Origin of the sequence: Stenotrophomonas capsici (assembly GCF_034961085.1) — a bacterium.
Taxonomy (GTDB): domain Bacteria; phylum Pseudomonadota; class Gammaproteobacteria; order Xanthomonadales; family Xanthomonadaceae; genus Stenotrophomonas; species Stenotrophomonas capsici.
This window is the reverse complement of record NZ_JAYFUH010000031.1, coordinates 1-18,953: the sequence shown is the minus strand read 5'-3', so window position 1 is coordinate 18,953 and position 18,953 is coordinate 1. Positions and strand designations below refer to the sequence as shown.

The 18,953-nt window shown below is 63.4% G+C and carries 29 protein-coding genes; all 29 read right to left on the bottom strand.

Features of this window, described 5'->3' with window-relative positions:
- Positions 1-142: 142 nt before the first annotated feature.
- A complete protein-coding gene (gene rplQ / locus VA603_RS00445; RefSeq protein ID WP_132862515.1) occupies positions 143-529 on the bottom strand; it encodes a 50S ribosomal protein L17 in 387 nt (128 codons plus the stop codon).
- A 196-nt stretch (positions 530-725) separates the two neighbouring features.
- Positions 726-1,724, bottom strand: coding sequence for a DNA-directed RNA polymerase subunit alpha (locus VA603_RS00440; RefSeq protein ID WP_132862514.1), 999 nt, complete (start codon positions 1,722-1,724; stop codon positions 726-728).
- A gap of 54 nt (positions 1,725-1,778) precedes the next feature.
- Positions 1,779-2,408 carry a 30S ribosomal protein S4 gene (gene rpsD / locus VA603_RS00435; protein ID WP_057633112.1) on the bottom strand — a complete coding sequence of 210 codons (630 nt, stop codon included), beginning with the start codon at positions 2,406-2,408 and terminating at the stop codon, positions 1,779-1,781.
- 14 nt (positions 2,409-2,422) lie between these two features.
- Positions 2,423-2,815, bottom strand: a complete 393-nt coding sequence (rpsK, locus tag VA603_RS00430) for a 30S ribosomal protein S11 (RefSeq protein WP_054657227.1) — start codon at positions 2,813-2,815, stop codon at positions 2,423-2,425.
- Between the two features lie 13 nt (positions 2,816-2,828).
- Complete coding sequence (gene rpsM / locus VA603_RS00425; RefSeq protein WP_054663350.1) at positions 2,829-3,185, bottom strand: 30S ribosomal protein S13; 357 nt, start codon at positions 3,183-3,185, stop codon at positions 2,829-2,831.
- Between the two features lie 349 nt (positions 3,186-3,534).
- Complete coding sequence (secY, locus tag VA603_RS00420) at positions 3,535-4,890, bottom strand: preprotein translocase subunit SecY (RefSeq protein WP_132862513.1); 1,356 nt, start codon at positions 4,888-4,890, stop codon at positions 3,535-3,537.
- Between the two features lie 7 nt (positions 4,891-4,897).
- Complete coding sequence (gene rplO, locus VA603_RS00415) at positions 4,898-5,341, bottom strand: 50S ribosomal protein L15 (protein WP_132862512.1); 444 nt, start codon at positions 5,339-5,341, stop codon at positions 4,898-4,900.
- A 6-nt stretch (positions 5,342-5,347) separates the two neighbouring features.
- Positions 5,348-5,539: a 50S ribosomal protein L30 gene (gene rpmD / locus VA603_RS00410; protein ID WP_005408214.1), complete on the bottom strand. Its 192-nt coding sequence runs from the start codon at positions 5,537-5,539 to the stop codon at positions 5,348-5,350.
- Positions 5,532-6,074: a 30S ribosomal protein S5 gene (gene rpsE, locus VA603_RS00405; RefSeq protein ID WP_132862511.1), complete on the bottom strand. Its 543-nt coding sequence runs from the start codon at positions 6,072-6,074 to the stop codon at positions 5,532-5,534. Before rpsE ends, rpmD begins: the two co-directional genes overlap by 8 nt.
- Before the next feature lie 158 nt (positions 6,075-6,232).
- Complete coding sequence (rplR, locus tag VA603_RS00400) at positions 6,233-6,586, bottom strand: 50S ribosomal protein L18 (RefSeq protein ID WP_132862510.1); 354 nt, start codon at positions 6,584-6,586, stop codon at positions 6,233-6,235.
- Between the two features lie 33 nt (positions 6,587-6,619).
- Positions 6,620-7,147 (bottom strand): 50S ribosomal protein L6, encoded by a 528-nt coding sequence (rplF, locus tag VA603_RS00395; protein WP_132862509.1) that lies wholly within the window; start codon positions 7,145-7,147, stop codon positions 6,620-6,622.
- 15 nt (positions 7,148-7,162) lie between these two features.
- The gene (gene rpsH, locus VA603_RS00390; protein ID WP_132862508.1) at positions 7,163-7,561 is read right to left on the bottom strand and encodes a 30S ribosomal protein S8; all 399 of its coding nucleotides are present in this window, start codon (positions 7,559-7,561) and stop codon (positions 7,163-7,165) included.
- Positions 7,562-7,778: 217 nt separating this feature from the next.
- Positions 7,779-8,084, bottom strand: coding sequence for a 30S ribosomal protein S14 (rpsN, locus tag VA603_RS00385; RefSeq protein WP_132862507.1), 306 nt, complete (start codon positions 8,082-8,084; stop codon positions 7,779-7,781).
- 18 nt (positions 8,085-8,102) lie between these two features.
- Positions 8,103-8,645: a 50S ribosomal protein L5 gene (gene rplE / locus VA603_RS00380; RefSeq protein WP_132862506.1), complete on the bottom strand. Its 543-nt coding sequence runs from the start codon at positions 8,643-8,645 to the stop codon at positions 8,103-8,105.
- Positions 8,646-8,656: 11 nt separating this feature from the next.
- On the bottom strand, positions 8,657-8,974 hold the full coding sequence (rplX, locus tag VA603_RS00375) for a 50S ribosomal protein L24 (protein ID WP_132862505.1): 318 nt from the start codon (positions 8,972-8,974) through the stop codon (positions 8,657-8,659).
- 16 nt (positions 8,975-8,990) lie between these two features.
- The gene (gene rplN / locus VA603_RS00370) at positions 8,991-9,359 is read right to left on the bottom strand and encodes a 50S ribosomal protein L14 (RefSeq protein ID WP_019186153.1); all 369 of its coding nucleotides are present in this window, start codon (positions 9,357-9,359) and stop codon (positions 8,991-8,993) included.
- A gap of 13 nt (positions 9,360-9,372) precedes the next feature.
- The gene (gene rpsQ / locus VA603_RS00365; RefSeq protein ID WP_132862504.1) at positions 9,373-9,642 is read right to left on the bottom strand and encodes a 30S ribosomal protein S17; all 270 of its coding nucleotides are present in this window, start codon (positions 9,640-9,642) and stop codon (positions 9,373-9,375) included.
- A gap of 11 nt (positions 9,643-9,653) precedes the next feature.
- Positions 9,654-9,839, bottom strand: coding sequence for a 50S ribosomal protein L29 (rpmC, locus tag VA603_RS00360; RefSeq protein WP_054657204.1), 186 nt, complete (start codon positions 9,837-9,839; stop codon positions 9,654-9,656).
- Complete coding sequence (gene rplP, locus VA603_RS00355) at positions 9,839-10,252, bottom strand: 50S ribosomal protein L16 (protein WP_057629593.1); 414 nt, start codon at positions 10,250-10,252, stop codon at positions 9,839-9,841. The genes rpmC and rplP overlap by 1 nt, the downstream gene beginning before the upstream one ends.
- A 5-nt stretch (positions 10,253-10,257) precedes the next feature.
- Positions 10,258-10,992, bottom strand: coding sequence for a 30S ribosomal protein S3 (gene rpsC / locus VA603_RS00350; RefSeq protein ID WP_132862503.1), 735 nt, complete (start codon positions 10,990-10,992; stop codon positions 10,258-10,260).
- A gap of 18 nt (positions 10,993-11,010) precedes the next feature.
- The gene (rplV, locus tag VA603_RS00345; RefSeq protein ID WP_132866034.1) at positions 11,011-11,346 is read right to left on the bottom strand and encodes a 50S ribosomal protein L22; all 336 of its coding nucleotides are present in this window, start codon (positions 11,344-11,346) and stop codon (positions 11,011-11,013) included.
- A gap of 12 nt (positions 11,347-11,358) precedes the next feature.
- The gene (gene rpsS, locus VA603_RS00340; RefSeq protein ID WP_132862502.1) at positions 11,359-11,628 is read right to left on the bottom strand and encodes a 30S ribosomal protein S19; all 270 of its coding nucleotides are present in this window, start codon (positions 11,626-11,628) and stop codon (positions 11,359-11,361) included.
- Between the two features lie 6 nt (positions 11,629-11,634).
- Complete coding sequence (rplB, locus tag VA603_RS00335) at positions 11,635-12,462, bottom strand: 50S ribosomal protein L2 (RefSeq protein ID WP_132862501.1); 828 nt, start codon at positions 12,460-12,462, stop codon at positions 11,635-11,637.
- 10 nt (positions 12,463-12,472) lie between these two features.
- A complete protein-coding gene (gene rplW, locus VA603_RS00330) occupies positions 12,473-12,772 on the bottom strand; it encodes a 50S ribosomal protein L23 (RefSeq protein ID WP_132862500.1) in 300 nt (99 codons plus the stop codon).
- Positions 12,769-13,374: a 50S ribosomal protein L4 gene (gene rplD / locus VA603_RS00325; protein ID WP_054668595.1), complete on the bottom strand. Its 606-nt coding sequence runs from the start codon at positions 13,372-13,374 to the stop codon at positions 12,769-12,771. Before rplD ends, rplW begins: the two co-directional genes overlap by 4 nt.
- 12 nt (positions 13,375-13,386) lie before the next feature.
- Positions 13,387-14,037 (bottom strand): 50S ribosomal protein L3, encoded by a 651-nt coding sequence (gene rplC, locus VA603_RS00320; RefSeq protein ID WP_132862499.1) that lies wholly within the window; start codon positions 14,035-14,037, stop codon positions 13,387-13,389.
- A gap of 11 nt (positions 14,038-14,048) precedes the next feature.
- Positions 14,049-14,360, bottom strand: a complete 312-nt coding sequence (rpsJ, locus tag VA603_RS00315; RefSeq protein WP_010341589.1) for a 30S ribosomal protein S10 — start codon at positions 14,358-14,360, stop codon at positions 14,049-14,051.
- Positions 14,361-14,743: 383 nt separating this feature from the next.
- Positions 14,744-17,494, bottom strand: a complete 2,751-nt coding sequence (locus VA603_RS00310) for a M14 family metallopeptidase (protein ID WP_323437608.1) — start codon at positions 17,492-17,494, stop codon at positions 14,744-14,746.
- Positions 17,495-17,782: 288 nt separating this feature from the next.
- A partial coding sequence (gene tuf, locus VA603_RS00305) for an elongation factor Tu (RefSeq protein ID WP_323437607.1) occupies positions 17,783-18,953 on the bottom strand: 1,171 nt, incomplete at its 5' end.

Sequence of the window (18,953 nt, the reverse complement as noted above, 5' to 3'; positions counted from 1 at the left end):
ATCAACCCGTTTCAACCATCCGGCAAGAGTACCAGCCCGGCCGCAGTGCAACAGCACCTGCGGCCATGACGACTTCCCATAAGCAGAAAGCCCGGCCAAGGCCGGGCTTCTGTTTCATCCCTTGCAGGATGGAAGGTCGCGATTACTCGGCGACTTCTTCGGCAACGGCGGCCGGACGGTCGACCAGCTCGACGTAGGCCATCGGAGCGTTGTCGCCGGCACGGAAGCCGCACTTCAGCAGGCGCAGGTAGCCGCCCGGACGGGTGGCGTAGCGCGGGCCCAAGATGGTGAACAGGTTGCCGACGGCTTCCTTGTCACGCAGGCGGGCGAAGGCCAGGCGGCGGTTGGCGACGGAGTCGACCTTGGCCAGGGTGATCAGCGGCTCGGCAACGCGGCGCAGTTCCTTGGCCTTCGGCAGGGTGGTCTTGATCAGCTCGTGCTTGAACAGCGAGGCGGCCATGTTCTTGAACATCGCTTCGCGGTGGGCGCTGGTGCGGCTGAACTTACGGCCAGACTTCTGGTGACGCATGGGACAGATTCCTTAGATTGAATGATGAGACGTTGGACTTCGTTGTCGCCGTCGTGGCGTTGCTGCATGGACTGCGGATGGTCCTGGCCGCCCTATCCTTGGACGACCGGCGCAGCGGCCTTGTCAGCCGTCTACGCGGGTACTGCCTACAACATTCCCCCGCATGGTCACCCATGCGGGGGAACAGATGCTGCTATCAACCAAGCATGCCGTGAGCGGCGACACCGGCCGGCGGCCAGTTCTCCAGCTTCATGCCAAGCGACAGGCCACGCTGGGCCAGCACTTCCTTGATTTCGGTCAGCGACTTCTTGCCCAGGTTCGGGGTCTTGAGCAGTTCCACTTCGGTCTTTTGGATCAGATCACCGATGTAGTAGATGCTCTCGGCCTTCAGGCAGTTGGCCGAACGCACGGTCAGCTCCAGATCGTCGATCGGGCGCAGCAGCACCGGATCCACGCCGTTGTTGGCCGGCTTGGCCGCACCGCGATCGCGGTGGGTGAAGTCGCCGAACACCGACAGCTGATCGCTGAGGATGTCGGCCGCGGTGCGGACGGCCTCCTCGGCATCGATCGTGCCGTTGGTTTCGATATCGATGACCAGCTTGTCCAGGTCGGTACGCTGCTCGACGCGGGCCGCTTCCACCGAATAGGCGACGCGACGGACCGGCGAGAACGAAGCGTCCAGCACCAGACGACCGATCGCACGCGACTCTTCGTCCGGACGGCGGCGCGAGGCAGCCGGCTGGTAGCCGAAGCCACGCTCGATCTTCAGACGCATGTTGATCGCCGCGTCCTTGGTCAGGTGGCAGATCACGTGGTCGCCGTTGATCACTTCGACGTTATGGTCAACCTTGATGTCGGCAGCGGTCACGATGCCCGGGCCCTGCTTGGACAGGGAGAGCGTGGCGCTGTCGCCGGAATGCATGCGAATGGCCACGTCCTTCAGGTTCAGCAGGACTTCGAGCACGTCCTCCTGCAGGCCTTCCAGCGTGGTGTACTCGTGAAGCACGCCGTCGATCTCGACTTCGGTAATGGCGAAGCCCGGGATGGACGACAGCAGCACGCGACGCAGGGCGTTGCCCAGCGTATGCCCGTAACCACGCTCCAACGGTTCGATCACGACCTTGGCGCGGGTCTCGGTAAGGCGTTCGATCTGCGGACCGCGAGGACGCAGAACCTGGTTTGCGGTAACCGTCATGTTGCGGGTTCTCCTGCGAACCTCCGGTGCAACCCGGAGGTTCTCCATTGTGAATTACTTCGAATACAACTCGACGATCAGCGCTTCGTTGATATCCGCAGGCAGGTCGGCGCGATCCGGAACGGCCTTGAACACGCCGCTGAACTTCTTCGAATCGACTTCGACCCACGACGGGCTGAGGTCGTGCTGTTCAGCGACAACCAGGGCTTCCTGGACGCGCAGCTGCTTGGCAGCCTTCTCGGACAGGGCGATCGCGTCGCCAGCCTTGACCTGGTACGAAGCCAGGTTCACCGACTTGCCGTTGACCGTGACGCCACGGTGCGAGACCAGCTGACGGGCAGCCGGACGGGTCACAGCGAAGCCCATGCGGTAGACGACGTTGTCCAGACGGGTTTCCAGCAACTGCAGCAGGTTCTCGCCGGTGTTGCCCTTCTTGGTCGAGGCCTTCTTGTAGTAGTTGCGGAACTGACGCTCCAGCAGACCGTAGATACGCTTGACCTTCTGCTTTTCACGCAGCTGGGTGGCGTAGTCGGACAGCTTGCCCTTGCGGGCGGTCGCGCCGTGCTGGCCGGGCTTCTGCTCCAGCTTGCACTTGGAGTCCAACGCGCGGGCCGGGCTCTTCAGGGAGAGGTCGGCGCCTTCGCGGCGGGCGAGCTTACAGGTAGGACCGATATAACGAGCCATTTCTTATCGCTCCTTTAGACGCGACGCTTCTTCGGCGGACGGCACCCGTTGTGCGGGATAGGCGTCACGTCGATGATGTTGGTGATCTTGTAGCCGACGTTGTTCAACGAACGCACGGCCGACTCACGGCCCGGACCCGGACCCTTGATGCGGACTTCCAGCGACTTCAGGCCGTAGTCCAGCGCAGCCTTGCCAGCCTTTTCGGCGGCAACCTGGGCAGCGAACGGAGTCGACTTACGCGAGCCACGGAAACCGGCGCCACCGGAGGTCGCCCAGGACAGTGCATTGCCCTGGCGGTCGGTGATGGTCACGATGGTGTTGTTGAACGAAGCGTGGACGTGGGCAACGCCGTCGGTGACGACGCGCTTGATCTTCTTCTTGGTCTTAGCAGCAGCGGGCTTAGCCATTTTCTAGGGTCCCTTACTTCTTCAGAGCCTTGCGCGGACCCTTGCGGGTGCGAGCATTGGTCTTGGTGCGCTGGCCGCGCAGCGGCAGGCCGCGACGGTGACGCAGACCGCGGTAGCAGCCCAGGTCCATCAGACGCTTGATTGCGATGCCGACTTCACGACGCAGGTCGCCTTCGACGATGTACTTGCCCACTTCAAGGCGCAGACGGTCGATTTCCGGCTCCGACAGGTCGCGGATCTTGGTGGTCGAAGTAACGCCTGCGGCTTCGCAGACCTTCTTCGAGCGGGTACGGCCGATGCCGTAAATGCTTTGCAACCCGACCCAGACATGCTTCTGGGCTGGCAGGTTGACGCCTGCAATACGCGCCATGACGCGGTTCTCCAGCTGAGTGATGGCCGAATACGCACCGACAGGCGCGCCAATCCGGCAGGATGGATCAAAAAAGTGAACTAGCGATACTAACAAGGTCTTGGTTTGCTTGGAAGCCCGTGGAACACAAGGTTCCATGGACCCGGCATGGGGAGTGTGCCCATGCTCCGGCGCCGGATGTGCCTGGCAGGAAGGTTGCCCTTCAAGCCGCCCGCGCTACTCCCGCGCGGAACAACCACATCGCACCCCCACCCAAGACCGCTGCGGGGACCGCCCTTCTGTCTGGAAGACCTGCCCCGGGTACCGGGGCGGCCCTGACCGCTATGAAGCGGAAAGTATACCGGGTGAATCAGCCGCGTGCAAAACCGCCGCGGTTGCCGCCCTTCAGGTTGGCCTTCTTGAGCAGGCTCTCGTACTGGTGCGACATCAGGTGGGCCTGGATCTGGGCAATGAAGTCCATCACCACGACCACCACGATCAGCAGCGAGGTGCCGCCGAAGTAGAACGACGCATTGAGCTGCGTGCGCATGATTTCCGGCAGCAGGCAGACAATGACCAGGTACAGCGAGCCGGCGGCCGTCAGGCGGGTCAGCACGGCGTCGATGTACTCGGCGGTGGCCTTGCCCGGACGGATACCCGGGATCAGCGCACCCGACTTCTTGAGGTTGTCGGCGGTTTCCTGCGAGTTGAACACCAGCGCAGTGTAGAAGAACGCGAAACCGGTGATCAGCGCGGCGAACACGATCATGTGCAGCGGCTCGCCCGGACCCAGCGCGTTGGCGACCTTCTGCAGCCAGGTCGCGGAGCTGGCCTGGCCGGACCACATCGCCAGGGTGGCCGGGAAGGCCAGGATGCTGGAGGCGAAGATGGCCGGGATCACGCCCGCCATGTTCAGCTTCAGCGGCAGGAACGAGGTCTGGTTCATGTACGCATTACGGCCACCCTGACGGCGGGCGTAATTGACGGTGATGCGGCGCTGGCCGCGCTCGACGAACACCACGAAATAAGTGAAGGCCAGCACCACCAGGGCGATGATCAGCAGCGAGATGAAGCTCATGCTGCCGTCGCGGAACGCTTCCACGGTGTGGATCACGGCGGCCGGCAGGCCTGCCACGATGCCAGCGAAGATGATCAGCGACACACCGTTGCCGATGCCACGCTCGGTGACCTGCTCGCCCACCCACATCAGGAACATGGTGCCTGCGGTCAGCGCCACGATGGCGGTGAACACGAAGGCCAGGCCCGGGGCGTACACCACCGGAGCACCGCCCGGCGACAGCTGGTTCTGCAGCGCCAGCGCGATACTGCCGCCCTGCACCACCGCCAGCAGCACCGCGCCGATGCGCGAATACTGGGTGATCTTGCGACGACCGGACTCACCTTCCTTCTGCATCGCCTTGAGCGCGGGGAAGATGTGGACGGCCAGCTGCATCACGATCGATGCCGAGATGTACGGCATGACGTTCAGCGCGAAAATGCTGAAACGGTGCAGGGCGCCGCCCGAGAACATGTTGAACATGTCCACGATACCGCCGCCCTGCGCCTGCATCAGCGCAAGCATGGCATCGGGATTGACGCCCGGCACCGGCACGTAGCAGCCGATGCGATAGACGAGCAATGCCCCGAGTACGAACAGAAGACGCTGGCGAAGTTCCGTGAACTTGCCCATCCCGCCCGCGAGGTTACCGATGCCAGCTTGCGCCATGTTCCAGTTACTCCTGTACGCTGCCGCCGGCAGCTTCGATCGCAGCCTTGGCGCCGGCGGTAGCCGCAACACCCTTCAGGGTGAACGCCTTGGTCAGCTCGCCCTTCAGCACGACCTTGGCCTTCTTGGCAGTGGACGGGACCAGCTTGGCGGCACGCAGTGCCGCGAAGTCGATCTCACCCGCTTCCAGACGGTCCAGGTGGTAGGACAGCACTTCAGCGGTGTCCTTGGCCATCTTGGAACGGAAGCCGATCTTCGGCAGACGGCGCTGCATCGGGGTCTGGCCGCCTTCGAAGCCAGCCTTGATCTTGCCGCCACCCTTGCGGGCGAACGAACCCTTGTGGCCGCGGCCGGCAGTCTTGCCCAGGCCCGAGCCGATACCGCGACCGACGCGGGTACGCTCGGTGCGGGCGCCCGGTGCCGGGCTCAGTTCATTGAGACGCAGAGTCATGGTCGATTACTCCTCAACCTGGACGAGGTACTGAACCTTGTTGATCAGGCCGCGAACCTGCGGGCTGTCCTTCAGTTCACGCACATCGTTGAGCTTGTTCAGGCCCAGGGCACGCACCGACAGGCGGTGACGCGACTGGGTTCCACGCAGGCCGCGCACCAGGCGCACCTTCACGGTCTTGTTGGACTCATTAGCCATGGTTGAGTTCCTCCACCTTCTTGCCGCGCTTGGCCGCGATGCGAGCCGGCGACTGCGCAGCAGCCAGGCCCTTCACGGTGGCGCGCACCAGGTTGATCGGGTTACGCGAACCGGTGGCCTTGGCCAGCACGTTCTTCACGCCAACGGCTTCCAGCACGGCGCGCATGGCACCGCCGGCGATCACGCCGGTACCTTCGGAGGCCGGCTGCATGAACACGCGGGCTGCGCCGTGACCATCCTTGATGGTGTGCCACAGGGTGCCGTTGTTCAGGTCAACGTTGACCAGGTTCTTGCGCGCCTGCTCCATCGACTTCTGGATGGCGACCGGCACTTCGCGGGCCTTGCCATAACCAAAACCGACCTTGCCTTCGCCGTCGCCGACCACGGTCAGGGCTGTGAAGGTGAACTGGCGACCGCCCTTGACGGTCTTGCTGACGCGGTTGACCGCGACCAGCTTCTCGATCATGCCGTCGTCGACTTTCTCTTCGCGGTTACGGTCGCGATCGCGACCCCGCTGCTGACGTTCTTCTGCCATGTTGATTCCTTGATTGGTTGGGTATGTACGGCTCGGGGCCGCTTATGGTTGTGGTTTACAGCGGTGTTTCACCGGCAACTGCAGAAGAGTTGCCGGCGCCCGGTACGACCTGTACCGGCAGGCAGGCGGAAAGGGGCACACGGCCCCTTCCCTATTCCTTAGAACTGCAGGCCGCCTTCGCGGGCAGCTTCGGCCAGAGCCTTGATGCGGCCGTGGTAGCGGTAGCCCGAGCGGTCGAAAGCGACCTTCTCGATACCGGCAGCCTTGGCGCGCTCGGCGATGATCTTGCCGACCTTGGCAGCAGCGTCGCAGTTCTTGCCGTTCTTCAGGCCTTCCTTGACGTCGGCCTGGGCGGTGTTGGCCGAAGCCAGCACCTTGGAGCCGTCGGCAGTGAAGATCTGCGCGTACAGGTGCTGGCCGGTACGCAGCACCGACAGGCGAGCAACGCCCAGGGTACGGATGTGCGAGCGGGTCGACTTGGCGCGACGCAGACGGGCGATGTTCTTGTTCATGTTCTTTATCCTCGAAAGCTGAAAACCTAGGAATTAGGCCTTCTTGGCTTCCTTGCGAATGATGACTTCACCGGCGTACTTCACACCCTTGCCCTTGTAGGGCTCCGGCGGACGGTAACCGCGGATCTTGGCAGCGACTTCACCGACGACCTGCTTGTCGGCGCCCTGCACGACGATTTCCGTCTGCGTCGGGGTCGACAGGGTGATGCCTTCCGGCGCCACGAACACGACAGGATGCGAGAAACCCAGCGACAGGTTCAGGTCCTTGCCCTGCATGGCAGCGCGGTAACCCACGCCGACCAGCTCGAGCTTGCGCTCGAAACCTTCGGACACGCCCTGGACCATGTTGGCCAGGATGGCGCGCACGGTGCCGGTCAGGGCATCAAAGGAGATGTCCTTCGGGTTCAGGGTGATAACGCCGTTGTCGATGGAGATTTCAACGCCGGCGGCCTTGTTCAGCGACAGGGTGCCCTTCGGGCCCTTCACGCTGACGGATTCCGGCTGGATGTTCAGTTCAACGCCCTTGGGCAGGTTGATCGGCTTCTTGGCTACGCGGGACATAGTGGACTCCTTCCCTTAAGCCACAAAGCACAGGACTTCGCCGCCGACGCCCTGCTGGCGCGCCTGCGCATCAGTCATGATGCCCTTGGAGGTGGAAATGATGGCGATGCCCAGGCCGTTGAGGACCTTCGGCAGCTCGGACTTGCCACGGTACTGGCGCAGACCCGAACGCGAGAAGCGCTTCAGGGTAGCGATGACCGGCTTGCCCTCGAAGTACTTCAGGACGATTTCGAGCTCGGCCTTGTTGTTTTCCAGCTTGTTGACGCGCAGGTCGGCGATGTAACCCTCGTCCTTCAGGACCTGGGCAATTGCCACCTTGATCTTGGACGACGGGGCTTTCACCGTCTGCTTGCCAACCGCGGCCGCATTCTTGATGCGGACCAGCAGGTCGGCGATGGGATCAGTCATGCTCATGTAGATACCTTTGAGTGCACCGATATCCGCTTTCGCGAAAATCTCGTGTTTTCCTGGGATGGGCCAGGGCCCTTACCGCACCGGCCAGCCCATTTCGGGCAGGCAAGAAGCGGGATTATACGACAAAAAGTCCGACTTGCGTCGGACTCTTTGAATTACCGTCAGGTTGCCCTTCCGGTGACCTGGCCGGGCCTTGCGGCCCGGACCGGGTTGTTGCTTACCAGCTGGCCTTGCGCAGGCCCGGCACGTCGCCGCGCATGGTGGCTTCGCGCAGCTTGTTGCGGCCCAGGCCGAACTTGCTGTACACGCCACGCGGACGGCCCGACAACTCGCAACGGTTGCGCTGGCGGCTCGGCGACGAATCGCGCGGCAGCTTGGACAGCTTGGTTGCGGCTTCGATCTTCTCTTCGTAGGTCGCGTCAACGGAGGACACGATCTTCTTCAGAGCTGCACGCTTGTCGGCGTACTTCTTGGCCAGCTTTTCCCGCTTGATGTCGCGGTTGACCATGGAGGTCTTTGCCATTTCGGTATCCTCGACGAATCAGTTACGGAACGGGAACTTGAACGCTGCCAGCAGCGCCTTGGCTTCCGCGTCGGTCTTGGCGGTGGTCGTGATGGCGATATCCATACCGCGGATCGCGTCGACGGCGTCGAAGTCGATTTCCGGGAAGATGATCTGTTCCTTCACGCCCATGTTGTAGTTGCCACGACCGTCGAACGAACGACCCGACACGCCGCGGAAGTCACGCACGCGCGGCAGCGAGATGTTGATCAGGCGGTCCAGGAACTCGAACATGGTGTCACGACGCAGCGTGACCTTGCAGCCGATCGGCCAACCATCACGGATCTTGAACGAAGCCACCGAGACGCGCGACTTGGTGACCACCGGCTTCTGGCCGGTGATCTTGGTCATGTCGGCAACGGCGTTCTCAAGAACCTTCTTGTTGGTCGCAGCTTCGCCCACACCCATGTTCAGGGTGATCTTGACCAGGCGCGGCACTTCCATCGGATTGGTGTAGCCGAACTGCTTGGTCAGCGCCGGCACCACTTCTTCCTTGTAAAACTTTTCGAGACGGGAATTCATCAATTCATTCCTCAGGCGTCGAGCGCCTCACCGCTGGAGCGGAACACACGCAGTTTGCGTCCATCCTCCAGCACCTTGAAGCCAACGCGCTCGCCCTTGCCCGTTGCCGGGTTCAGGACATTGACGTTGGAGATATGGATCGAAGCTTCACGCTCGACCACGCCGCCGGCAACGCCTGCCTGCGGGTTCGGCTTGGTGTGGCGCTTGACGATGTTCACGTTGGCGACGACCACGCGGTCGCCGTCGACGCGGACGACTTCGCCCTGCTTGCCCTTGTCCTTGCCGGTGTTGACGACGACCTGGTCGCCCTTCTTGATACGGTTAGCCATGATTATCTCCTGGCGCTCACAGAACTTCGGGAGCGAGCGAGACGATCTTCATGAACTTCTCCGAACGAAGTTCACGGGTCACCGGCCCAAAGATGCGGGTGCCGATCGGCTCTTGCTTGTTGTTGAGCAGGACCGCGGCGTTGCCGTCGAAGCGGATCAGCGAGCCGTCGGCGCGACGCACACCCTTGCGGGTACGCACCACGACGGCGTCATACACTTCACCCTTCTTGACCTTGCCGCGCGGAATTGCGTCCTTCACGGTGACCTTGATGATGTCGCCGATGTGGGCATAACGGCGCTTGGAACCACCCAGCACCTTGATGCACATCAGTTCCTTGGCACCGGAGTTGTCCGCGGCGTCGAGGTAGCTCTGCATCTGGATCATGATTCAGATCTCCTTATTCAGCCGCACGCGTGATGACTTCCACCACGCGCCAGTTCTTGGTCTTGGACATCGGAGCAATCTCGGTCACGCGCACGATATCGCCTTCGTTGCAGGCGTTCTCGGCGTCGTGTGCGTGCAGCTTGGTCGAACGCTTGATGTACTTGCCGTACAGGGCGTGCTTGACCTGGCGCTCCACCAACACGGTGACCGTCTTGTCCATCTTGTTGCTGACGACACGGCCTTCGACCGTGCGCAGCGTCTTGCTTGCGTTATTTTCGCTCATAGCAGCCATCCTTACTTCGTGCTGCCGATCAGGTGCTTGACGCGAGCAATCTCGCGGCGCACCCGGCGGGTTTCATGGGTCTTCGGCAGCTGGCCGGTGACCTGCTGCATGCGGAGCGAGAACTGCTCCTTACGCAGGTCGGTCAGGTGGGCCTTGAGTTCGTCAGCCGACTTCTCGCGGAGTTGTTTGATGTCCATCAGCGCACCGTCCGGGTCACGAAAGTGGTGGTCACCGAGAGCTTGGCAGCGGCCAGGCGGAACGCCTCGCGTGCCACTTCCTCGGTAACGCCCTCGACTTCATAAATCATGCGGCCGGGCTGGATCTGAGCGACCCAGTATTCCACGCCACCCTTACCGGCACCCATTCGGACTTCGATGGGCTTCTTGGTGATGGGCTTGTCGGGGAACACGCGGATCCACATCTTGCCGCCGCGCTTGACGTAGCGGCTGATCGAGCGGCGAGCCGCTTCGATCTGACGCGCGGTCAGCTGACCGTGAGCGGTTGCCTTCAGGCCATACTCGCCAAAGCTGACGGCATTCGCGCTCCAGCTCAGGCCGTCGTTACGGCCCTTGAACATCTTGCGGTATTTGGTTCGCTTGGGTTGCAACATTGCCGTTACCTCGCTTCACGAGCCGGGCGCGACGGACGGTCGCCACGGTCGCCGCGATCGTTACGATCGTTGCGCGGGCTGTCGTCCTGCTTTTCCTGGCCAACCTGGGAGAAATCAAAGACTTCGCCCTTGTAGATCCAGACCTTGATGCCGATGATGCCGTAGGTGGTGCTGGCTTCAGCGAAACCGTAGTCGATGTCAGCGCGCAGGGTGTGCAGCGGCACGCGGCCTTCGCGGTACCACTCCGAACGGGCGATTTCGGCGCCGTTCAAGCGGCCAGCCACGTTGACCTTGATGCCCAGGGCACCCAGGCGCATCGCGTTGCCGACCGAACGCTTCATCGCGCGGCGGAACATGATGCGACGCTCCAGCTGCTGCGCGATCGACTCGGCAACCAGCTGTGCATCCAACTCAGGCTTGCGAACTTCGGTGACGTTGATGTGCGCCGGGACGCCCATCATCTCGCTCACTTCCTTACGCAGCTTTTCGATGTCCTCACCGCGCTTGCCGATCACCACGCCCGGGCGGGCGGTGTGGATCGTCACGCGTGCGGTCTTGGCCGGACGCTCGATCAGGATCTTCGAGATGCCGGCCTGAGCCAGCTTCTTGCGCAGCATTTCGCGCACTTTCAGGTCGGCTGCCAGGTAACCAGCGAACTCGGCCTTGTTGGCGTACCACTTGGAGTTCCAGTCCTTGGAAATACCGAGGCGGATACCAACCGGATGAACTTTATGACCCATGGTCTTTATCCTTTCCGCTTACTTGCCGGCGCCCACAACCACAGTGATGTGGCTGGTGCGCTTGAGGATGCGGGTACCGCGGCCTTTCGCCCGCGCCATGAAACGCTTCAGGGTGGGACCTTCATCAACCATGATGGTCTTGACCTTCAGCTCGTCGACGTCAGCGCCCTGGTTGTTTTCGGCATTTGCGATAGCCGACTCCACCACCTTCTTGATCAGGTGGGCAGCCTTCTTGTCCGAAAACTTCAGCAGGTTGACCGCACGCTCGGCCGGAAGGCCACGGACCTGGTCAGCGACCAGACGTGCCTTCTGCGGGGAGATGCGCGCGGTGCGCAGGATTGCTTTCGCTTCCATTGTCATCTCTCCTTACTTGCCCGACTTCTTGTCAGCGCCGTGACCCTTGAAGGTCCGGGTGACAGCGAATTCGCCGAGCTTGTGACCGACCATGTTCTCGTTGACGAGAACCGGGACGTGGTTCTTGCCGTTGTGCACGGCAATCGTGAATCCAACCATTTCCGGCAGGATCATGGAGCGGCGCGACCAGGTCTTGATCGGCTTCTTGCTGCCCGCAGCGGCCTCCACCTTCTTGACGAGGTGGTGATCGACGAACGGGCCCTTCTTGAGTGAACGTGCCATGGTCGATTAGCCCCTACGATCGCGGACGATGAACTGCTGAGTGCGCTTGTTATGGCGCGTCTTGTAACCCTTGGTCGGGACACCCCACGGGGTGACCGGATGCGGGTTACCCTGGCCGGCCTTGGCCTCACCACCACCGTGCGGGTGGTCAACCGGGTTCATGGCCGCACCGCGGACGGTCGGCTTGACGCCGCGCCAACGCTTGGCACCGGCCTTGCCCAGCTTCTCGAGGTTGTGCTCGTCGTTGCCGACTTCACCAATGGTGGCGCGGCATTCGACCGGCACCTTGCGCATTTCACCCGAGCGCAGGCGCAGGGTGGCGTAGATGCCTTCACGAGCAACCAGCTGCACGCCTGCACCAGCGGCACGGGCGATCTGGGCGCCCTTGCCCGGCTTCAGCTCGATCCCGTGGACGGTGGTACCGACCGGGATGTTGCGCAGCGGCAGGGTGTTGCCGGTCTTGATCGGGGCGTGAGCACCCGAGATGACCTGGTCACCCGCCTTGAGGCCCTTCGGGGCGATGATGTAGCGACGCTCGCCGTCGACGTAGCACAGCAGGGCGATGTGGGCAGTGCGGTTCGGATCGTATTCGATACGTTCCACGCGTGCCGGAATGCCTTCCTTGTTGCGCTTGAAGTCGATCAGACGGTAGTGCTGCTTGTGACCACCGCCCACGTGACGGGTGGTGATGCGACCGTGGTGGTTACGACCACCGGACTTGCTCTGCGGCTCCAGCAACGCTGCGTGCGGTGCGCCCTTGTGCAGATCGGGCGTGACCACGCGCACGGCCGAACGACGGCCTGCGGAGGTGGGCTTGAATTTCATCAATGGCATGGGATGTACCTCAGGCCTTGGCCGTTACATCGATGGACTGGCCATCGGCCAGACGCACGTACGCCTTGCGCCAATCGCCGCGACGGCCAGCGCGGTTACGGAAGGACTTGTTCTTGCCCTTGACGTTGACCACGTTGACGGCCTCGACCTTGACGTCGAACAGCTGCTCAACCGCGGCCTTTACATCGGCCTTGGTGGCTTCGTTCGAGATCTCGAAGACATACTGGTTGGAGAGTTCCTGCAGGCGCGCGGTCTTTTCGGAGACTCGCGGAGCGCGCAGCACGCTGAAGATTTTTTCGTTGCTGCTCATGCCAGCCACTCCTCGACCTTCTTGACCGCGTCAGCGGTGATGACGACCGTGTCGGCACCGACCAGAGCGACCGGATCCAGGCCCTGGACGTCACGCACCTGCACGTAGGGCAGATTGCGGGCCGACAGGTACAGATGCTCGGAAGCCTCTTCGGTGACGATCAGCGGACGCTTGCCCACTTCCAGGCCAGCCAGCTTGCCGATCAGACCCTTGGTGCTGGTCGCTTCCACGTCGAAGGACTCGACGATGGTCAGGCGGCCCTGGCGGTTCAGCTCGGACAGGATGGCGCACATGGCGGCGCGATACTGCTTGCGGTTGACCTTCTGCTCGAAGCTGCGCGGCTTGGCCGCGAAGGTGACACCACCGCCGACGAAGATCGGAGCGGTCAGGGCACCGTGACGTGCGCCACCACCCTTCTGCTTCTTCGACTTCTTGGTGGTACCAGCCACTTCAGAGCGCGTCTTCTGTGCCTTGGTGCCGGCGCGAGCGGCGTTGCGGTAAGCAACGACGACCTGGTGAACCAGATCTTCGCTGAAATCGCGGCCGAACACGGCTTCGGAGACCGAGACCTTGTTGTTGCTACCCGTGATAACGAGTTCCATCGTCATCTCTCCTTATGCCTTGCTCGCCGGACGCACGATCACGTCACCACCGGCTGCGCCAGGCACGGCGCCGCGGATGGCAATCAGACCACGCTCGACGTCGACCTTGACCACTTCCAGGTTCTGCGTGCTCTGCTGCACGGCACCCATGTGGCCGGACATCTTCTTGCCCGGGAAAACGCGACCCGGGGTCTGGCGCTGACCCAGCGAACCCGGCGCGCGATGCGACAGCGAGTTACCGTGGGTTGCATCGCCCATACGGAAGTTGTGGCGCTTGATGGTGCCCTGGAAGCCCTTACCCTTGGTGACGCCCTGGACGTCAACCGTCTGGCCGACTTCAAAGATGTCTGCCTTGATTTCGCCGCCGACGGTGAAATCACCGACCTGGGCGTCTTCAACGCGGAATTCCCACAGGCCGCGGCCCGCTTCCACCTTCGCCTTGGCGAAGTGGCCGGCTTCCGGCTTGTTGACCAGCGCAGCGCGACGGGCGCCGACGGTCACCTGCACGGCGCTGTAGCCGTCGGTTTCGACGGTCTTGATCTGCGCGATGCGGTTCGGGGTGGCTTCAATCAGGGTCACCGGGATGGAGCGACCATCTTCGGTGAAAACGCGGCTCATGCCGGCCTTGCGGCCCACGAAGCCCAACGAATACTTCTTCGTCATGGTCGTAGCCCTCAGGTCAGCTTGATCTGCACGTCGACGCCGGCAGCCAGTTCGAGCTTCATCAGCGCGTCCACGGTCTTGTCGTTGGGGTCGACGATGTCGAGCACGCGCTTGTGCGTGCGGGTCTCGTACTGGTCACGCGCGTCCTTGTCGACGTGCGGGGAGACGAGAATGGTGTAACGCTCGATCTTGGTCGGCAGGGGGATCGGGCCACGCACTTGCGCGCCGGTCCGCTTTGCCGTTTCAACGATCTCGCTGGCCGAACGGTCGATCAAGCGATGATCGAACGCCTTCAACCGAATCCGGATCTTTTGGTCCGCCATGACGGTGTTCCTATAGGTCTAAAGAGCGACGGGACTGGCCTCTGTGTGTACCAGCCCCCATGAAAACGACGGTCGGCGCCAAAGCACCTCCCGCCAACGAGAATCCCTTCAAAACAGCAAGGCGGCCCGGTTACCCGGCCCGCCCCAGACATCTTCAAACGCACAGAAAACACCCCGTATTACCGGAGTGCCCCATGCGACCTGTCCTTGTCTGGCGAATACGAGGTACGTCCTGTGCCTCATTTCGCTGGTTGCGAGGGCCATGAAAACCATGACCTTCGCGAGTGGTCGTGCATTCTGTCAGTATTTTCCGGCACTTGCAAGTCAAGCCCCGGCGACGTCACCAACGCTTCAGGTTCGGGCCAGCCAGGCGAGCCCCGCCCCTATTCGTGCGCAGCGGTCCCGGTGGCGCCCGCCTGCAGCAGGCTGTTGAACAGCAGCTTGAACGAGGCATGGGTCTGGGCCCGGAAGGTGATGTCGGTCCCGAAGAACGTCAACCGCCCTGCCCCCATCCCGGCTTCGGCCGCCAGCACGCCGCCCTGCAGGTGCTCTTGGCCCCAGGCCCAACCACTACGCAGCGGCCTGGGGCCGTCGAAGCGCAGCAGCGGCTGGATGTCGGCGCGGCCGGCGGGCAGATCCAGCACCGGCGCATTATCCCAGCGACCGTCGGAGAAATACACATCCAGCCGTGCCGGCAGCCCCCAATTCAGCGGCTGCGCCTTGTCCACCGCCACCTCCAGCACACTGCCGGGGATGTAGTACTCCCGCTGGCTCAATGGTTTGAGTTGGCCGGCAGCATCGGGCTTGCGCAGATGGCTGGCCACCGGCAGCCCCAGCTGCAGCGCCAGGCCGCTGGAAGAGCCGGTCGCGACCACGTGGCCGCCCTGCCCCATGAACTGGCGCAGCGCCGCCACCGCAGGCTCACCCTGCAGTTCGCCCAGCATGGAACGATACTCCGCCGGGATGGTCGCCGGATCCGGCGAAGCCGGCGTACGCCCGGCCTTGCCCTCGATGGCCAGCTCGGCCGGCAACGGCAACGCGCCACTGGGCAGCAGCAGGACGTCGAAGCGCTGGCGCAGGTCCCCGGCCAGGATCTGCTGCGGGTAGACCACTTCGTAGTCGAAGCCGAAGTTCTCCAGCACCAGCCGCGTCCAGCCGGACACCATCGAACCGCCGTAGCGGTCCCAAAGCGCGATCCGCGGCGCGCGCAGCGGTGCTTCAGCCACCACGTCGGCAGGCGCGACGGCGGCGGCCACGCCCGTCCCCCGCAGGGCCACCGCCAGTGCGTCAGCCTCGAGCCCGGCAACCAGGAAGGCGCCATCGCGCGACGGCACCCGGCTGACCCGGGCCCCGGCCTTCAGCAGGCGATTGACCGCAATGAACGCATTGTTGACCCGCGCATCCAGCAACCAACCGCGGGACGACGCCGGCACCGGCACATCGGCTGGCGCCTGCAACTGGCCGACGGGCAGCACCGCGAACGGACCATCGAAGGCCTCCAGCACCCGGTCGAAGGCCACGCCCATCTGGAAGGCCAGGGTCCAGCCCGCCGAATCGTACGGAGCGATCGGCGGCCCGCCTTCATACTCGAAGTCGTGCGGGTGGTCCTGTGGCTCGAACATGTCACGCACATGGGCACGGAACGCCTGGTCGGCACGCACCACGAACGAACCGGCCGGATACGACTTGCCGGCCACCACGAATGCACGCGATGCGCGCTGCACCTCCACGCCGGCCAGCTGCAGCGCGTTGACGAAGGCCACCGCGGTGGGCAGGTCGGCCTGGTCGGCCGGAATGATGTAGCCACGGGCATCACGCTGGTCCGGGCGCTGCAGCCACTGCGCCACCTGCCGCGGCCCCAGCCCGTCCTGCGGCGCGTCCGTTGTAGCGGCCTTGGCCTGCGCGGCCGCTTCGGCCAGCCGCGTCGGGCTTGCGGTCCAGGTGTCGGTGCTGCCGCGCGCGATGGCATTGCGCCCCATCCAGTAGATGTTCCACAGCAGCTGCTCGCGGTGACGCGAGGCGTAGTCAAGCAACGCCCAGTTCGCGGTCAGGCTGTAATCGATGGATTGGCGGAAATGCCAGGTCTGCGCCGTCACCGGCGCCGGCAGGTTGCTGTCCGGCAATTGCCGCTCCGGCAGATAGGGGATCTGCATCGGCGTCGGATTGCCGACAATCTCGGTCAGCACGCCCAGCATGTTGTGGAAGTACGGCATGGTGCGCAGCCCGCCGTTCCACCAGGTCGAGTACACGCTGCCGCCCTTGGACACCGCGCCAGGCTTGTTCTCCTGCAGGTAGCGCAGGTTCATCGCCGAACCCAGCGCCTCCAGCCCCACCGGGATCATCGGGTCGATGTTGTAGTTGTACGGGTCGCGATACGGCGGGATCACGATCACCGTTCCCTTCGGCGCGGCCTGGTGGTGGTTGTAGACGATCTGCGGGTACCACCGCGTGTACATGGCCAGGTTCATGTTGCGCGTTTCCTGCAGCGCCGCCATGTAGAAGTCGCGGTTGTTATCGTGCCCGGCGTATTTCTGGTAGAGCCGCTGCGGCTTGTCCAGCACCCGCTTGGCCGGCACCGGCTCGCGCATGTACCAGTCCGAATACAGCTCCTGGCCGTCGGGGTTGGCATGTACCAACAGCACGATGGTGTCATCGAGGATGCGGCGGGTCTCGGCATCATCACGACTGGCCAGCTGCCACACCGTCTCGATCAGCTGGTGCGGCCCGACCGTCTCGTTGGCATGCAGACCGCCGTCGATCCAGACCACTGCCTTGCCCTGCTCGGCCAGCGCACGCGCGGCCTGCGCGTCGTCACGCGCCCGCGCCAGCCGCTCGGAAATGCCGCGGTACTCCTCCAACCGTGCAAGATTGGCCGGCGAGGAGGCGATCAGCATCAACTGCGGGCGCCCTTCGGAACTCTTGCCCAGCTCCACCAGGCGGAACCGGTCCGAGCTGGCCGCCACCTTGCGGAAGTACGCCTCGGTCTGCGTGTAGTTGGCCAGCATGTAGTCGTCGCCGATGTCGAAACCGAAGTGTGACTTCGGCGATGGCACGGCCGCCTGCAGCGTACCTACGCCCGCCAGCGTCAGCCCGGCCACCAGCAGTGAACGCCGCAGCGTCTCGAAAAAGCCCATCCCAATTCCTCCCTAGCAATCATCGGACAGTACCACCGGCGTGTCCGGATGATCCGCTGCCCTGTCAGAGAGCAAGAGGAACAAAGGCGCAGCTTCCGCCATTCGCACGCCCAAGGCGGAGCAACCGGCGCGATGCCCACCCACTCATCCAGAGTCCCGCAGCACCCCTCGACATGCTGATGCCGGGCTCGCCTCCCCACCTGCGCATGCACCCCTGGACGAAAAAAAAGGGCGGCCCGAGGGCCGCCCTTCTCTCAACACCCGCCTCCGGAAGGAAGCGTGGCGCTATTACTTGATGATCTTCGAGACCACGCCGGCGCCGACGGTACGGCCGCCTTCGCGGATGGCGAAGCGCAGACCTTCGTCCATTGCCACCGGGTTGATCAGGGTGACAGCCATCTTCACGTTGTCGCCCGGCATCACCATCTCAACGCCTTCCGGCAGCTCGACCGCACCGGTGATGTCGGTGGTACGGAAGTAGAACTGCGGACGGTAGCCCTTGAAGAACGGGGTGTGACGGCCGCCTTCGTCCTTCGACAGCACGTACACTTCGGCGTCGAACTGGGTGTGCGGGGTGATCGAACCCGGCTTGGCCAGAACCTGGCCGCGCTCGACGTCGTCACGCTTGGTGCCACGCAGCAGCAGACCGGCGTTGTCACCTGCCTGACCCTGGTCCAGCAGCTTGCGGAACATTTCCACGCCGGTGACGGTGGTCTTCTGGGTCGGACGAATACCGACGATTTCGATTTCTTCGCCGACCTTGATCACGCCGCGCTCGATACGACCGGTCACCACGGTGCCGCGGCCCGAGATCGAGAACACGTCTTCCACCGGCATCAGGAACGGCTTGTCGACGTCACGCTCCGGGGTCGGGATCCAGCTGTCCAGCGCCTCGACCAGCTTCAGGATGGCCGGCACGCCGATGTCGCTCTGGTCGCCTTCCAGCGCCAGACGGGCCGAACCGTGCACGATCGGGGTGTCGTCGCCCGGGAAGTCGTACTTGCTCAGCAGCTCGCGCACTTCCATCTCGACCAGTTCCAGCAGCTCGGCATCGTCCACCATGTCGGCCTTGTTCAGGAACACGACAATGTACGGCACGCCGACCTGACGCGACAGCAGGATGTGCTCGCGGGTCTGCGGCATCGGGCCGTCAGCGGCCGAGCACACCAGGATCGCGCCGTCCATCTGGGCGGCACCGGTGATCATGTTCTTGACGTAGTCGGCGTGGCCCGGGCAGTCAACGTGGGCGTAGTGACGGCTCTCGGATTCGTACTCAACGTGCGCGGTCGAGATCGTGATACCACGAGCCTTCTCTTCCGGCGCGGCGTCGATGGACGAGTAGTCCTTGAACTCGCCGCCGAAGCGCTCTGCACCGATCTTGGTCAGCGCGGCGGTCAGGGTGGTCTTGCCATGGTCAACGTGGCCGATGGTGCCGACGTTGACGTGCGGCTTGGTACGT